Source organism: Streptomyces sp. NPDC056987 (assembly GCF_042673865.1).
Taxonomy (GTDB): Bacteria; Actinomycetota; Actinomycetes; order Streptomycetales; family Streptomycetaceae; genus Streptomyces.
Genome location: NZ_JBHURV010000019.1, coordinates 67,250 through 82,374, shown reverse-complemented (window position 1 = coordinate 82,374; position 15,125 = coordinate 67,250). Strand labels below are relative to the sequence as shown.

The 15,125-nt window shown below is 69.9% G+C and carries 14 protein-coding genes; 9 read left to right on the top strand and 5 right to left on the bottom strand.

What is annotated here, in order from left to right; translation table 11 throughout:
* The first annotated feature begins 147 nt into the window (after window positions 1-147).
* The 3 genes from ACFTZC_RS22160 to ACFTZC_RS22150 all read left to right on the top strand — a co-directional run bounded on the left by ACFTZC_RS22160 (window position 148) and on the right by ACFTZC_RS22150 (window position 2,614).
* Window positions 148-903, top strand: coding sequence for a DUF5919 domain-containing protein (locus ACFTZC_RS22160; protein WP_382892262.1), 756 nt, complete (start codon window positions 148-150; stop codon window positions 901-903).
* The gene (locus tag ACFTZC_RS22155; RefSeq protein ID WP_382892260.1) at window positions 896-1,363 is read left to right on the top strand and encodes an NUDIX hydrolase; all 468 of its coding nucleotides are present in this window, start codon (window positions 896-898) and stop codon (window positions 1,361-1,363) included. The genes ACFTZC_RS22160 and ACFTZC_RS22155 overlap by 8 nt, the downstream gene beginning before the upstream one ends.
* Window positions 1,364-1,732: 369 nt before the next feature.
* Window positions 1,733-2,614, top strand: coding sequence for a hypothetical protein (locus tag ACFTZC_RS22150; protein ID WP_382892258.1), 882 nt, complete (start codon window positions 1,733-1,735; stop codon window positions 2,612-2,614).
* Between the two features lie 282 nt (window positions 2,615-2,896).
* Here ACFTZC_RS22150 and ACFTZC_RS22145 read toward each other — a convergent pair whose 3' ends face one another.
* The gene (locus ACFTZC_RS22145) at window positions 2,897-3,247 is read right to left on the bottom strand and encodes a hypothetical protein (RefSeq protein ID WP_382892256.1); all 351 of its coding nucleotides are present in this window, start codon (window positions 3,245-3,247) and stop codon (window positions 2,897-2,899) included.
* Complete coding sequence (locus ACFTZC_RS22140) at window positions 3,244-3,792, bottom strand: DUF6232 family protein (RefSeq protein ID WP_382892253.1); 549 nt, start codon at window positions 3,790-3,792, stop codon at window positions 3,244-3,246. Before ACFTZC_RS22140 ends, ACFTZC_RS22145 begins: the two co-directional genes overlap by 4 nt.
* Window positions 3,793-4,280: 488 nt before the next feature.
* Here ACFTZC_RS22140 and ACFTZC_RS22135 point away from each other — a divergent pair, with 488 nt between their 5' ends.
* The 5 genes from ACFTZC_RS22135 (at window position 4,281) to ACFTZC_RS22115 (ending at window position 9,740) form a co-directional block, all read left to right on the top strand.
* Complete coding sequence (locus ACFTZC_RS22135; protein ID WP_382892410.1) at window positions 4,281-6,107, top strand: multicopper oxidase family protein; 1,827 nt, start codon at window positions 4,281-4,283, stop codon at window positions 6,105-6,107.
* A 285-nt stretch (window positions 6,108-6,392) separates the two neighbouring features.
* Entirely contained in the window at window positions 6,393-6,923 is a 531-nt protein-coding gene (locus tag ACFTZC_RS22130) for a helix-turn-helix domain-containing protein (RefSeq protein ID WP_382892251.1), read from the top strand.
* Window positions 6,924-7,000: 77 nt separating this feature from the next.
* The gene (locus ACFTZC_RS22125; RefSeq protein ID WP_382892249.1) at window positions 7,001-7,507 is read left to right on the top strand and encodes a ParH-like protein; all 507 of its coding nucleotides are present in this window, start codon (window positions 7,001-7,003) and stop codon (window positions 7,505-7,507) included.
* 35 nt (window positions 7,508-7,542) lie between these two features.
* A complete protein-coding gene (locus ACFTZC_RS22120; protein WP_382892246.1) occupies window positions 7,543-8,814 on the top strand; it encodes an MAB_1171c family putative transporter in 1,272 nt (423 codons plus the stop codon).
* A gap of 80 nt (window positions 8,815-8,894) precedes the next feature.
* Window positions 8,895-9,740, top strand: a complete 846-nt coding sequence (locus tag ACFTZC_RS22115) for an oxygenase MpaB family protein (RefSeq protein WP_382892244.1) — start codon at window positions 8,895-8,897, stop codon at window positions 9,738-9,740.
* 54 nt (window positions 9,741-9,794) lie between these two features.
* Here the strand turns inward: ACFTZC_RS22115 and ACFTZC_RS22110 are convergent, their stop codons facing one another.
* Window positions 9,795-11,096, bottom strand: coding sequence for an endo-1,4-beta-xylanase (locus tag ACFTZC_RS22110; RefSeq protein ID WP_382892408.1), 1,302 nt, complete (start codon window positions 11,094-11,096; stop codon window positions 9,795-9,797).
* A gap of 436 nt (window positions 11,097-11,532) precedes the next feature.
* Between ACFTZC_RS22110 and ACFTZC_RS22105 the strand changes: the two genes are divergently transcribed.
* Window positions 11,533-12,321 carry an SDR family NAD(P)-dependent oxidoreductase gene (locus tag ACFTZC_RS22105; protein ID WP_382892242.1) on the top strand — a complete coding sequence of 263 codons (789 nt, stop codon included), beginning with the start codon at window positions 11,533-11,535 and terminating at the stop codon, window positions 12,319-12,321.
* An 85-nt stretch (window positions 12,322-12,406) separates the two neighbouring features.
* On the opposite strand, the gene ACFTZC_RS22100 is transcribed toward ACFTZC_RS22105, so the two are convergent.
* Window positions 12,407-13,900, bottom strand: coding sequence for a glycoside hydrolase family 43 protein (locus tag ACFTZC_RS22100; RefSeq protein WP_382892241.1), 1,494 nt, complete (start codon window positions 13,898-13,900; stop codon window positions 12,407-12,409).
* Between the two features lie 170 nt (window positions 13,901-14,070).
* The gene (locus tag ACFTZC_RS22095) at window positions 14,071-15,117 is read right to left on the bottom strand and encodes an LLM class flavin-dependent oxidoreductase (protein WP_382892239.1); all 1,047 of its coding nucleotides are present in this window, start codon (window positions 15,115-15,117) and stop codon (window positions 14,071-14,073) included.
* Window positions 15,118-15,125 lie beyond the last annotated feature (8 nt).

Here is a 15,125-nt window from a genome sequence, read left to right as displayed (position 1 = left end):
TAGCCGTGGGGCCGACCGGCTACGCGGCGAGCAGGCCGCCCACCAAGACTTCCGCCCCTGGTGGCACGTTTCTACGCCGTTTGACGAACGTTAGGAACGAAGCAGAGCTACCGTCTGAAACGTGCCTAACGTCCCAAGGGGGTGGCCGTGAACGAAGCGCTTCGCCGCGCCATGTTTCATGCTCGAATCAGTGATCGGCAGTTGGCCGAGAAGTGCGGTGTCGACATCAAGACAGTTGGACGGTGGATCACTGAGACGGGAAGGATTCCCAGGGCCCGGCACAGGTGGGCTGTCTGTGAAGTGCTCGGCGAGGAGGAGGCGGCACTCTGGCCCGCAGCCGCCGCAAAGGCGATAAAGGTCGGTCCGGACCGTGAGATTGTTTCCGTCTACCCGTATCGGTCCGGTTGCCCGGCGTCGCTGTGGCGCTCACTGATCGCCGGCGCCGAGGGAGAAATGACCTTCGCGGGTTACACGAATTACTTCCTGTGGCTCGAACAAGCTCAACTCGGCGACTCACTCAAGCGCAAGGCGGCCCAAGGGTGCCGAGTGCGTTTCCTGTTGGGTGACCCTGAAAGCGAACTTACGCGATTACGCGAGAGAGATGAAGGCGTGACGCTCACCCTGTCCACTCGCATCCGTGTGACACTTGCCGAGTTGGAGAAGATCAAGGGGCAGCAAGGCATTGATGCGAGATATAGCGGAGGTAACGCCTACTTGTCTGTCTTTCGCTTCGATGACGACATGATCGTCACGCCTTTACTGACCCGCAATGTGGGGCATGACGCCCCTACGCTGCATCTGCGCCGCTACCAGGACGACGGCATATTCGATCGCTTCGTCTCTCACGTTGAGGAATTGTGGAACCGGGGTACTGCGGTATGGGGGGATAACCATCATGGGTAGGCGTGACTACGAGAACGACCCGAATGCTCCGACTGCCAATAGCCTGGTTCCGGCTGCGTCAGTCGTTGTCGTTGACGATACCGGGCGCGTGCTGCTCCAACGGCGAGTCGACAACGGTATGTGGGCGCTCCCCGGAGGGGCCATGCACATCGGAGAGTCTCTGCCGGACTGCGTAGTCAGGGAGACGCGCGAAGAAACCGGAATCGATATTGAGGTCATCGGCATCGTAGGCACGTACACCAACCCCCATCACGTATTCGCCTATGACGATGGTGAAGTGAGGCAAGAATTCTCCGTCTGCTTCCTGGGGCGTCCCGTATCCGGGCGGCTAGCCACTTCGGAGGAATCCACGGACGTTCGTTGGGTCAAGTCCGAAGACGTGGACGCCCTTCCCATGGTCTCCAGCATCCGTAAACGCCTGGATGACTGGCGATTCGGTCACATGCCAGCAGCGCGGTAGCTGGTTGCGAATCGCACCTGCGACAAACCTGGGGGCTTGAGCTTCGGGCTTCGGGCTTCGGGCTTCGGGTGAGGGTTCCCGGGGGTGCTGAGCTGGGGACGGGGGTGGTGGGGTGGCCCGGGGCTTGAGCTTCGGGGGGCGAGCCCTGCTTGTGAGGAGTGGTTGGTTCTTGTTTCCCACCCACCCTCCCTACCTCGGATGTTGACGTTTCGTGATCGGGTTGCCACGCAGGGTGAGTAGCGTCTAGCGTGCCCCTGAACGCAAAACGGTCCCCGCCTGGTGTTGGAAGCACCTGACGGAGACCTCACCAGCTAGATCAAGGGCTTGATCTCTATGGCTGCTTCGCAGTTTAGTGTTGCGCTGTCGCGCGTGCACACCGCTTCCCATCCGATGGCCAGTGCCGGGTACGGCAAGCGTTCGGTTGCCCGTCAACCGGGCTCCTCCGCCGATGACTTCGTGCTGCTTCCGGGGCGTGAGGCGGCCATCGCCGGGTTCATCGACCGGCTGCCCGACGGGGCCGATATTTCGGTGAAAGCGCTGGCCAAGGTGATGGAGTACGGGCAGTGCGCCTTACGGACGGCCCTGAACTTCCTTGAGCAGGCCGGGCATTTGCTGCGGCGACGGGAGCTGGTGGTCGGACCCGGCGGTGGACGGTGGGTCACCCGTACGTGGTTCTCCCGCACCGCCCGCGATGATGACTCCTGGGGTGCGCCTGCCGATGCGGACGAGTCGGTCACGGGGGCTGCGGCCGTCGCGGTCCCGGCACCGGACCAGGCCCCTGCCCCGGTCGCGGCGCCCGGTACGCGGACGAAGCGGTCCCGGGGGTATCTCCTGCTGGCCTCGGTCGGGCGGCGGTGTCCCGCGCTGTCGTTGTCCGCCGCCGACTGCGCGAAGCTGGAGGTGCTGGCCGCCGACTGGTTCGCACGCGGGGCCGGCGAGGAGGATGTGCTGCGCGCCCTCACCGACGGGCTGCCCGTACCGGTCCATTATCCGGCCGGGTTCGTACAGTCCCGGCTCATCGCCAAGCTGCCGCCCGAGCCTGCGGATATGCCGGTGGCGCCGCATCGGGTCACACCGGCCGTGGTGGAGTGCGGCACCTGCCGGGCGCCGGGGCAGCCGGAGGCGTTTGTCGACGGGGAGTGCGGGGCCTGCCGGGGCGCGCCCGCGCCCGTATGCCACCCCGCCGCACTGCCACCGGACCGGGTCCGAGCCCACGCCGCCGAGGCACGGAGCGCCGCCGCCCGGGTGTAGGCGCGCCGCGTCGACGCGAGGGCACGTCCTCCAGGGGCCCTGCGTACGGTGCGCTCCGCCTCGCGGGACTCTCGGTACACGAAGCCGACGACGGACACTCGCCCGGCTGCCCGCCACTGCTCCTTGTCGCTGATTTCACCCGTACCGGGGAGAGTCGTCAGGCCGGCGGGTCCAGCCCGTCATCTGCCGCCGCGCGGCTCGGCCGTCCCCGCTCTGCACCACCCCGATCCAAGCCGCGCTGCACGAGCGGCGCTGTACGGGGCTGTTGTCCAGGCAGGCCCGTCAGCCCAGCAGCGCGAGCAGCCGCCCCAGCGCCTCCATGACGGGCCTGCCCACCTCGCCCACGGTCGCCGCGATCTGCGAGACGGACGCCAGGATCATGCCGCGCTCACGCAGGGCGGCCCGGTCGGGGGTGAGCGCGGGCAGCGCGTTGTCCACGGTCTGGGCCTGGTCCGGGGTGAGCTCCGGGCGCAGTTCCCTGAGGAGGCGGGTGAGGTCCGTCACGGCGGCTTGGAGCGCGGTGTCCTGAGCGGTGCCGTCGTTGTGGACGACGATGCCGTGGTTGATGCCGATGACCTTTTCGCCGTTGTTCACGTTGACTACGTCTCCGTAGTAGTTCGATGTGTCGCTCATAGCTTGATCCCCGTGTTTCCCCTGCCGCCGTTCATGTTGACGACGGAACCGAAGTTGTTCGTGGTGTTGTGCTGTTCGAGGACGGCGGAGAACTCGTATTCCGGGTGGTCGATCGCGTACACGATCTGCCCGGCGATCGCCCGCAGTTCATCCATGGTCGGCAGGGTCAGGACCACCCTGGAACCGCTGTTCAGCTCGACGACCAGCACCGGCTTCCTCGAAGAGAGCAGGACGGCGCAGACAACGACCAGGGTGAACAGGGTCAGGACGCCCGGGGCAGAGCCGCCGCCCCCGCCGCCCCCTTCGCTCCAGCCGCCCCCGCCGTCCCAGCCGCCCCCGTCCGTGGAGTCGAGCCAGGTGGAGACCAAGAAGGCGAAGACCACCAACAGCAGGGCGTAGACGCCGGCCCTGCCCCAGGCGGGCTTCAGCCTGAACACTTCGACCCAGCTGACATTGCGCAACGGAACCGCCGCCGACCCCACCCACAGGATCTGCCGCTGGACCCGGAGCTCCAGCGGCTTTCCCTTGCGGGGAGGCGGCGGCATCGGCGGTATCCGAGGAGGCGGCTGCGGCGGCTGGGACGGGGGCCGGGGCGGAAGCTGTGGCGGAGGCCCGGGAGGTTTCCCGGGGGGTGGTACGCCGATGCCGCCTGTGTGATCCATGGTCCCCCATTGCTGTCGTCACAACCACCCGCGCGGCGCGCAGTGCGTGGCGCGGGAGCATCATTAAGCCTGTGCGGGTTGTGGAACGGCAGACGAGATACGGCCAATTGCCCCCGCACGGGTGAACTGGGGGTACGTCGTCAAGCGCAGGGGACTGTGTACCGGACGCTCGCCAGACTGGCCGAAAATTGGCGCAACCTTTACGGACCATGTGTAAACGGGCAACCGGGGCGGATGAGGGTGAGTCCTACCCCGTGAAGGTGCCGCCGGGATCATCCGGTGGCACGGGGGAGTCAACGGGGGGTTGAACCTTGTCCGAGACCATCATCAGCGCGCCCGAAAACAGCACGGACGCGGAGAACCGTACGGACGTGGAGATCGGCACGGGCGCGGAGATCGGCGCCGCCGCCGAGGTCGGGGGGCTCACGCCGTACCTGGACCGGCTGCGTGTGCCGGCGACGCTGCGGCCCGGCAGCGGGACCGAGAAGATCGAGCTGCGGTCGACCTGGGTGCGGCTGCACTCGCAGATGGCGCCGACCCATGTCTTCGCCTACAACGGGCAGTTCCCGGGGCCCACGGTCGAGGTGCGCAGCGGGCAGCGGATCCACATCGCCTGGACCAACCGCATCAAGAACGCGCCGTACCCGGTCGTGGCGGGGGAGGCGCCCGCCGTCAACGGCGCGCCCGCGCCGCACGCGGTGCCGGGCCGGGGCGACGGGTTCGTGGAGATCAAGGAGGTGGCCGATCTCCCGGCCTGGTCGGTGACCCATCTGCACGGCGCCGAGACCGGCGGCGGCAACGACGGCTGGGCGGAGAACGCGGTCGCGTACAAGGACGCGCAGCTCTCCGAGTATCCGAACGAGCAGCCCGCCACCACGCTCTGGTACCACGACCACGGCATGAACATCACCCGGTGGAACGTCTTCGCCGGGCTCGTCGGGATGTATCTGATCCGCGACGAGGAGGAGGCGGCGCTCCATCTGCCGAGCGGGAAGTACGAGGTCCCGCTGATCCTGTCCGACCGTAACTTCGAGACGGACGGCCGGGGGCGGCCCACCGGGCAGTTGCTGCACAAGGTGCGCCGGGCGTCGGCCGTGCCGGACGCGGAGTCGCAGAAGTTCGTCACCCTGCCGTTCTCCGGCCCGTACAACCTCGTCAACGGGGTGGTGTGGCCGTACCTGGACGTGGAGGCCCGCTGGTACCGCTTCCGGCTGCTGAACGCGTCCAACGCGCGGATCTACAACCTCGCCCTGGTCGACGAGGACAACCGGCCGGTGCGCGGCGCGATCCGGCAGATCGGCTCCGACGGCGGGCTGCTGCCCCGTCCGGTCCCGGTGGAGTACGACGAGGCCACGCTGCGCGGGCTCTCCATCGCGCCCGCCGAGCGGATGGACCTGCTGGTCGACTTCCGGGCGCTGCGCGGGAAGAAGGTGCGGCTGGTCAATGTCGGCGGGCAGCCGGCCGGTACGCCGGACCCGGCGCGTGACGTGCTGTTCCCGCAGATCATGGAGTTCCGGGTGGGGGCGCTGCCGGTCGTGGACCGGTTCGTCCTGCCGTCCGTCATCTCCTCGTCGTTCCGCCGGCTGACCCATGACACGCCGCACGGTCACCGGCTGATCGTGCTCAGCGCGCCCGGTACGAAGGGCGGAGCGGGCCACCCGGAGATCTGGGAGATGGTGGAGGTCACCGACGGCTCGGCGGCGCCGGGGCAGGACGGGGTGATCGCGCTCCTCGGCGAGGGCGAGCAGACGCCGAAGATCTACCGGCGGATCGCCAGGACCTTCGACGACGCGCTCGGGTTCAAGGTCGCGCACGGCGACTACGAGTTGTGGAACCTGCTCAACCTCGGCGGTCCCACGCACCCCATGCACATCCATCTGAGCCAGTTCCAGGTGCTGGAGCGTGAGGTGTACGACGTGTCGGGCTTCAGCCCCGCGGGCGCGACGACCACCTCGCCGATCAGGTACACCGGGGCCAACCCGGTCCCGGACAACGAGCAGGGCTGGAAGGACGTGTTCCAGGTCCGGCGTGGCGAGATGGTCAAGGTCATGGGGCAGTTCACCGGGGCGCACGGCCGGTTCATGTACCACTGCCACCTGCTGGAGCACGAGGACATGGGCATGATGCGGCCGTTCACCGTCATGCCCCGGGAGGTGCTGGTCTTCGACCACCACCAGCCGGGTCACGGCGGCCACTGACAGGACCCGCCCGGACCGGGCGGCTTCGGCGCCGGGCGCTGTTGCCCACCCCCGTGAGGCAACGGCGTCCGGCGCTTCCACGACCCGGGGCCGTGGCTTGCGTGCCAGCGAGGTTGATCCTGTAGGTGACGCGAGCGGAAGTCAACTATCGTGGATTAAAGCTTGAGATGAAGGCGGAGATTCACCAATTCCTGCGCCCTTTGCCCCGATTCTTCACAACGATCGTGTAAATCGGCCCGGTGGCGTGCTCCCCGTCGGCGGCCGAAGAGTTCTATGATCCGACCCATGGCCAACACCGATTCTCCACACTCAGAGACGCCGGCCCCCCGTCCCGGCGAAGACGGGGAGTCAGCGTCGGCCGAGCCGTCGGAGGCGCTGGACTTCGCGGCCCGCTTCCGGCGCGTGATCTCGGTGATCTATCCGAAGGATCTCGGCCGCCCGTGGCGTGACTCGGAGATCGCGGAGGGAACGGGCCTGAGCGGTACGTACATCGGCAACCTCCGCAAGGGCACCCAGAAGCCCAGCCTGGAGAACGCGGTGAAGATCGCCAAGTTCTTCGGCATTCCGCTCGACTACTTCAGCGACTCCGCCACCGCCCAGGCCGTCGAGCGCGACCTGCGGAAGATCGAGGCGCTGCGGGACGCCCGGGTGGAGCGGATCGCGATGCGGGCGGCCGGGCTGCCTCCCGCGATGCAGGACGCCGCGCTGACGGTGGTCGAGCAGCTGCGCAAGGCGGTGGGGCTGCCGGACGGCCAGTCGGAGGGCCGTACGGAGGGCCGTGACGGCGAACGTTCCGACGGCCGTTCCGGGGAGTGACCGACGGGAGCAGAACTCCTCTGGGACACTGGCGCCTTGCCGTAGTGGGCGCCGACGCCGAGGCCGATGGGGAGAGTGTGGGAGATCTTGGGCGGACCCGCCGCCGGATGCGGGCCATGGTCAGGGAACTGGACCTGCCACGGACCCGCACCGTCGAGGAGCTCTGCGCGGCGGTCGCCGAGCGGACCGGGCGCCAGGTCCGGCTGGTCCCGCGCCGGATGCGGGTGGGGGAGCCCTCGGGGTTCGTGGAACGCCGCGCGGAGGCCGACATCGTCCACTTCGAGCAGGAGACCTCGTCCCTGCACCAGGCGCACATCATCTGCCACGAACTGGCCCACCTCCTGTGCGGACACCTCGCCGAGGCACCGACCGCCGACGAGGAGGCGGCCGAGGTGGACCTGCCCACCCTCGACCCCGATCTGGTCCGGCTGGTCCTCGGCCGCTCGCACTACGACGAGGCGGCCGAGACGGAGGCGGAGATCCTGGGCGCGGAGCTGACGCGTAACCTCGTACTGGCTCCCGGCGCCGGGACGACGTCCCAACTGGCGCCCGCGATGGAACACCGCAAAGGACAGCACCTCTGACATGACGGGCGACGTACGGGGACGGGGTGTCGGGCATGTCCGATGAGATGGTGCACGCGTCCCCGCTGCCCGAGGCGCCGTTCAACGCCGTCTACCTCGGCATCGGCACGGTGGCCTGGGTCGTCGCCGCCCTGAAGATACGGGCCTGGCGCCGCGACCCGAACCAGGGACTGCTCGTCGTCTTCTTCTCGATCGCGGCGCCCGCGACCGCGTTCGTGGTGGCCGCCCCGGTGGTCTACCGGCTGATCGACCGGCTCGCGCACCGGCCCAATCTGGCCACACTCCTCGTCTACCTCGGCATCATGGGGTTCTCCGCCGCCGCCGTGGTGCTGGCGCGGATGTGGACCCCGCCGGAGGACCGCGTCGACGCGCGAGTGTGGGACGGGGCCGCCGTGGAGACCTGGCGGCCGGTCCGGCTGCGCCTCGGGGTGTTCGCCGTCCTCGTCGCCGCGATGATCGTGCTGTTCTTCGCCGGCGGGCCCACGCGCCCGCAGACCCCGCTCACCTTCGACACCACCTTCGCCACCGTCCCGTCGATCGCGGCCTTCCTCGTCCTCTACCAGGCCCTGTTCGGCTTCGCGCTGATCGACATCGGCCGGGTCTGCCTCCGGCACGCCGCCGGACTCCCGGACGGGTCGCTGCGCCGGGGGATCCGGCAGCTCGCCGTCGGCTCCTTCGTCTCCTGCGGATACGGCGTCTGCAAGCTCGTCGCGATCGGCGCGGCGGCCGGCGGGATCACCGGCACGGAGTGGCTGAGCACCGCCCTCGGCCCCGCCTTCGCCGCGCTCGGCGCCATCCTCATCACCGCCGGTTTCGCCGGGCCGGCCATCGCCGCCTGGATCCGCCGGCGCCGCGACTACCAGGCGCTGCGCCCGCTGTGGGACCTCGTCTACCGGGCGGACCGGCGCCTCGCCCTGGAGGCGCCGCCGTCGGCGTGGACCGAGCGGCTGGCCGTACGGGACCTGGAGTGGCGCACCGCGCGGCGCGGACTGGAGATCCGGGACGGGCAGTTGACGCTGCGCCCCTGGGTCGACCCCGCGGTGGTCCCCGCCGCCACGGCGCTCGCCGAACGGGCCGGTCTGGACGAGGACGAGCGGTCGGCGCTGATCGTGGCCGCCGCGCTGCGCGGCGCCGTCGAGGCGCTGAACGCGGGGACGCCGCCGCTCCCCCGCGAGGACCAGGCCCCGCTGCCGGGGCTGGACGCGGAACCGGTGGAGGAGCGGGCCCATCTCGTACGGGTCGCCCGTTATCTGCACGCGCCGCTGACCGGCGAGGCCGTGGCCGCCGCCACGGCGGGGACGGGGTGAGCGCCGGTATGAGCGGTACGCCGGAGACGCGACGGTCACCGGAGACGCGACGGTCACCGGAGACGCGACGGTCGCGGGAGATGCGGGAGCCACGGGAGTTGCACGAGATGCGGGAGACGCTGGAAGTGCCGGAGACACCGGAGACACCAGAGGTGCCGGAGGCGCGGGACGCCTTCGCGCGGCTCGTGCTGGACACGATGCACGAGGAGTCGAAGCTCGGGCTCACCCTCGGCTTCGTCCGTACCTTCGGCATCCCCGGCATCGCCGAGGTGCTGGCCGGCACGGGCCGGATGACCGGCGACCCGCGCACCCGGACCAAGGCGACCGGGGCGGCCATGTTCACCCTGATCGGGCGCGGGGTGGAGAGCCCCGAGGGCCGGCGGGTCGTCGAGGGGCTGCGCCGGATCCACGACCGGCCCGACATCACGCCCGACCACATGCGCTACGTCCTGGCCTGCTTCACCGTCTGCCCGCTCCGCTTCATCGACGACCACGGACACCGCGCGGTCACGGCGGAGGAGCGGGACGCCGCGTACGCCTTCCACGTCAGCCTGTCGGACGCGCTCGGCCTGCCCGAGGACGAGAGTGAGAGCGGGAGCGAGGACGTGGGCGAGAGCACGGGCGGGAACCCGGCCGGCGCCGGGCTGGGCGGTGTCGAACGCTGGATGCGGGCGTACGAGAGCCGGCACTTCGCGCCGAGCCCCGAGGGCGGCGCGCTTTGGGCGGCCGCCAGCAAGGGCCTGCTGGGCCGCCGGCTGCCCCGCCCCCTCGCCGGACTCGCCCCGGCGGTGGCCGCCTCACTGCTGGACGCGCCGCTGCGTACGGCACTTCACGTACGCCGCGCGCCCGCGCCCGTACGCGCCCTGGTCACGCTGGCCCTGCGGGCCCAGGCCCGCAAGGGCCGGCGCCGTACCGCCACCGCCTGACGGCGCGGCGGGCGGGAGGCCCGCCTACCGCGCCGCACCCGGCTTCCCGGCGGGTCAGGACGCCGTGCAGGCACCGACGGTGGGGGCCGACCACTCCCCGTTCGCCATCACCGTGAACCCGAAACTCGTCGCCGCTCCGGCCGCGAGGGTGCCGTTGCCGTTCGGCCGCATCGTCATGACGTTCCCGCTCGTGTCCCAGGAGGGGGAGCCGTTCCAGGTCGTGGAGACCTTCTGCGGAGACCGTACGGTCACACCCACCGTCCAGCCGGAGATGGCCGAACTTCCGGCCGTCACCGTCACCTTGCCGTTGAAGCGGTCGCCCCAGCGCTCCGTCTCGGAGTACGTGGCGGTGCAGCCCTGGCTGCCTCCGCCTCCGCCTCCGCTGGAGCCGCCGAGCGCGGTCAGCACGGCCGTGTACGCGGGCTTCTTGGCGTAGTTGCCATCGAAGAGCAGCGGTGTGCCGCTCGCCCGCCACGAGTACTTGTCGGTCACGCCCCACACCGTGATGCCGGTGCAGCGTGAGACGGCCAGGCACGCCTGCGTGACGCGCCGGTAGCTGTCCGCCTGCGCCGTGCCGGATCCCTCGATGTCCAGCTCCGTGATCTGCACGTCGACGCCGAGGTCGGCGAAGCGCTGGAGGTTCTGCTGGTAGTCGCCGGGCACCGGGGACTGGGCGTTGAAGTGCGACTGGAAGCCGACGCAGTCGATGGGCACACCGCGCGCCTTGAAGTCGCGCACCATGGTGTAGACCGCGTTGCTCTTCGCGTTCTGGCCGTCGGTGTTGTAGTCGTTGTAGCAGAGCTTGGCGGCGGGGTCGGCGGCGCGCGCGGTGCGGAACGCCTCCTCGATGAACCCGTCACCGAGCTTGTCCTGGAACGGCGAGCTGCGCCGGGCGCCGGAACTCCCGTCCTGGAACGCCTCGTTCACCACGTCCCAGGAGTGGATCTTCCCCTTGTAGTGGCCCGCGACCTGGGTGATGTGGTTGTTCATCGCCGTCCGCAGATCCGCGGCGCCCAGACCGCCGACCCAGCCGGGGAGCTGGGAGTGCCACACCAGCGTGTGGCCCCGGATCTTCATGCCCCTGCTCTGTGCGTGGCTGACGATCTGGTCGGCCGCGCCGTAGTTGAACGAGTTGCGGCTGGGTTCGAGCGCGTCCCACTTCATCTCGTTCTCCGGCGTGACGCTGTTGAACTCCTGGTTCAGCGTGGACGCGTACCCCGACTCGCCGAGGTGGTTCGCGGCGACGGCGGCACCGAAGTACCGCCCCTTCTCCGCCGCCGACGCGCCGAGCGTGGTCGCGGCGCTCGCGGACGGTGCCGAGGCGAGGACGGCGACCACGGCGGTGACGGCCAGCAGGGCGGTCGGGCGTGCCACGGCGAACAGACGTCTGTTCTGCAACGTACCGATCACGCTTCCTCCTTGGAGGTGGTCGAAACATGCGGCTCCCCGGGAGGCCCCCACAACCGGCCCGAGATGACTGACTCTTTCGTAAAGTCAAGCAAAACTTTCGAAACGCGCAAGGGGCGCGGCGGAGTTGCGTACGCGTCCCACCCAGGGCGCCGAGCGCATCGCCGATGTGTCCGGACGCCTTGTGAGAGGGGTGAGCGGGCAATGCCTCTCACTTCGAGCTAAGCGGACGAGGTCATCCATTTACGGGCTTAGTGTGGGCGTACCAGCGGGCGCACAGAGCGCACACAGCGCACAGAGCGCAGCACATACAGCGCATACAGCGCATTCCGCAGCTCCGAAACGCGACCGTGAAGACAGGTCGCCCTTGAACAGGAGAGCAGTCATGGATCTCGATCTCGGCGGCAAGCGCGTCCTCGTCACCGGGGGGAGCAAAGGCATCGGCCTCGCGATCGTCAAGGCCTTCCGCGCCGAAGGTGCCGAGGTCGTCGCCGTGTCCCGGAAAACCACGCCCGAACTGGAGGCCACCGGCGCCACGTTCGTCTCCGCCGACCTCGCCGAACCCGCTGCCCCGCGACGGATGGTCGAGAGCGTGCTGGAGTTGGACCCGCGCCTCGACGTCCTCGTCAACAACGCCGGTGGCGGGAGCATGTCCGGGGACATGCTCACCGATCCCTTCGGTGGCGCGGCCGACGCCTGGGCAGGCATCTTCGCCCTGAACCTCGGCGCCGCCGTGGAGACGACCCGGGCCGCGCTCCCCGCCCTGACCCGGTCCCGGGGCGCGGTGGTGAGCATCAGCTCTCAGAACGCCCGCGATCCACGCGGGGTGCCGCTGGCCTACTCGGCGGCCAAGGCCGCGCTCAACGTCTTCTCCCGCGGCTTGGCCGAGCAGGTCGCGGAGTCGGGGGTCCGGGTCAACGTCGTCACCCCGTCCGGCACGCGGACCCCGCTGCTGACGGGCGAGGACGGCTTCGGTGCCGTCATGGCGGCGCACATGGAGGTCGACCAGGAAGTGCTGCTGGCGATGGTGCCTCAGCAGGCCGGAATGGTGACCGGCGCATTGATCGACCCGGCCGAGATCGCTCGCGCGGTCCTGCTGATGGCGTCTCCGACCATGGCAAGTGTGGTCGGCTCCAACTGGGTGGTGGACGGCGGCGCGCTCAAGACCCCATGACCGTACCGCCAGTTACTCGGGCGCGGAGAGGGAGAGAGGGCGCGGACCGGCCGCCGGCAGTGCCGACGGCGGCCGGTCCGCCGGGTCAGTTCACGTAGACCTCGGCGCGGTCGACGCTCACGAAGGAAGCCCCGGACTGTGCGTTGTGCTCTCCCGTCACCCGGACCCGCAGGGTGTGCTTGCCGTTGGGCAGTTGTGGGCTGACGTACTGCACCGCCTCGCCGACGCGGATCGCGTTGTGGAAGTCCACCCGCTGCTCAGGACCGCCGTCGACGCTGATGGCCGCGTAGCCGTTGCCGGTGTCCTTGACGGAGAGCAGGGCGATGCGGGTGCCGGTGAACGTGAAGGTCGCCGTGGCGCCCGCCCGGTCGCTCCAGTGGTCGTCGCTCCAGAAGCACTGGGTGGCGCAGCCCGTACCGGAGTTCCAGGCGCCGGTGTAGGTGACGCCGCCTGGACCGCTGGAACGGCCGTCGTCGTTGATCCAGTAGTTGCCGGACCCGGGGTCGCCGGAGGGCAGGTTCTGGGTGGCCCCCATGGCGAGCGGGCGGCCGAAGTCGGGGCTGCCGTCGGCCCGCCAGGTGAACTTCTGCGCCCGCGTGGTGCGGTTGCTGTAGGTGTTCACCGACGTGGACTTCGCGTGGTAGACGATCCAGTCCTCCGTGCCGTCGGGAGACCGGAAGAAGGCGTGATGGCCGGGGCCGAACACTCCTCGGTCGTCGGCCCGGGAGAACACCGCGCCCTGGTGCTGGCGCCAGTTGCCCGGCACGAGCGGGTCGGCGTCCAGCGGCATCGACATCATCCAGACCTGGTAGTCCGGTTTGCCCGTGTCGCAGGTGGAGTAGGTCATCCAGACCCGCCCGTTGCGGTACAGGAACTCCGGTCCCTCGCGCACCTCGGGGCAGCCGCCGGCGCCGTTGAGGGCGACGGCGTTGCCGGAGACGGTGTACGGGTTGGACATCGGGGCGATGTTGAGCCCGTTGTGCTGGTACTGGTTGATGCCGCTGTACGCGAGGTAGAGCCGGCCGCCCACCTGGAGGATGCCCGCGTCGATGGCGAAGTCGTTCGCGTGGTTGGGCGGGGCGAGCTTCGCCTTGAAGTGGTACGGGCCCGTGGGATCGTCGCCCTCCGACTCCAGGACGTACAGCCGGTGGTGGTCGTCGACGCCGTCGTCGGCCGTGTAGTACATGTACCAGCGCTCGCCGAAGCGGTAGAACTCCGGCGCCCAGATGTTGCGGTTGCGGGACGGGTCGGTGTCCGTCCAGACGGTGATCGGGGCGGCGGTCATCAGCGTGCCCAGCGACGGGGAGCGCCACATCCGGATGCTGTTGCCCTGGGTCGTCGTGAGGTAGTAGTTCCCCTTCCACTGCGTCATGAAGGGGTCGGGGCCGGTGTTGAGGGGGTTGCGGAACGTGCCGGCCGCGGCGGCGGCGACCCGCGGCGCGGGATCGGGGGCGGGGGCGGGTGACACCGCGGCTGCCGGGGCGGTGAGCGCGGGCAGCAGGCCCACGACGAGACCGAGCAGGGCGGCGACGAGCAGGGCGATGCGCGTGCGGGGAGGTCTGGTGGGGTGGGGAAGCACGGGGGCTCCTTTCCACGGCTCTTCACATCAAGGCGATTTCACGTCAAGCGTCTTTACATCGATGTAACGGCGAGGCGTCACGCTAGAGATGCCCCGCCCCCGTGTCAACAGCCCCGGAACGACGGACGACCGTCCGGAAACGGCGTACGACGGGGTGGGGTGGGGAGGGGTTACGCGGTGGCGGGCCGCTGCCGGCCCAGGGCCGGGCCGAGGCTGTCGGCGATGTCGGTGAGGATCTGGACGTAGTCCTCGTGGCGGAAGGTGAACGGCAGCGCGAAGGCCACCTCGTCGATCTCGCGGAACGCGGCGTGGGCGTGGAGCCGTTCGGCGATCTCCGCCGAGGACCCGACCAGATCGGGCGCGAACATCAGCCGCGCCGGACCCTGCGGAGCGGCGGTACGCGGCAGGCGCGTCCGGGCGTACTCCTCGTACCTCGCGCGCTGCTCCGGCGTGGCGCTGTCGGTCGGGATGACGACGAGCCCCTGCGAGACCCGGGCGCGTTCGCCGTCGGGGTGGTGGGCCCGGAAGGTGCGGATGTGCGAGAGCTGGATCTCCGCGAAGTCCGGCGCCCCGCCCGGATCTTCGGCCCCGCCCGGACCTTCGGCTCTCTCGGCTTTAACGACGCTGCTGGTCAGAAAATTCATCGCGTGCTCACCGGCCCACCGGGCGGACCGCAGGCTGCCGCCGCCGTACCACATGCGCGCGCCCAGGCCGGGGGAGTGCGGCTCCACCCGGTCGGAGAAGGACTCGAAGCCCTGGACGCCGCTGAAGCCGGAGGCGCGCTCGCCGCGTACGAAGTCCAGCAGCCGCCGCACGCGGTCGTGGCCGAAGTCCTCGGCCTCGGCGGTGTCCGGGTAGAGCGCCTCCTTGACCTGGTCGTAGTGCATCGGCGGGCCGACGCTGACCCCCGGGTTGAGCCGGCCGCCGGAGAGGACGTCGACGGTCGCCAGGTCCTCGGCGAGCCGCAGCGGGTTCTCCCAGCCGAGCGGGATGACCGCCGTGCCCAGCTCGATCCGCGAGGTGCGCTGCGAGGCGGCGGCCAGCAGCGCCACGGGTGAGGAGATGCCGTACTGGAGGTGCCGGTGGCGCACCCAGGCGCTGTCGAACCCCAGCCGCTCGCCCAGCTCGATGATCTCCAGAGTGGACTCGTGTCCCGGGCCAGGATCGGCCCCGTCGAACAGCCCGATCGTCAGGAACCCCAGCTTCCGAAGCTTCATGGCCGGTC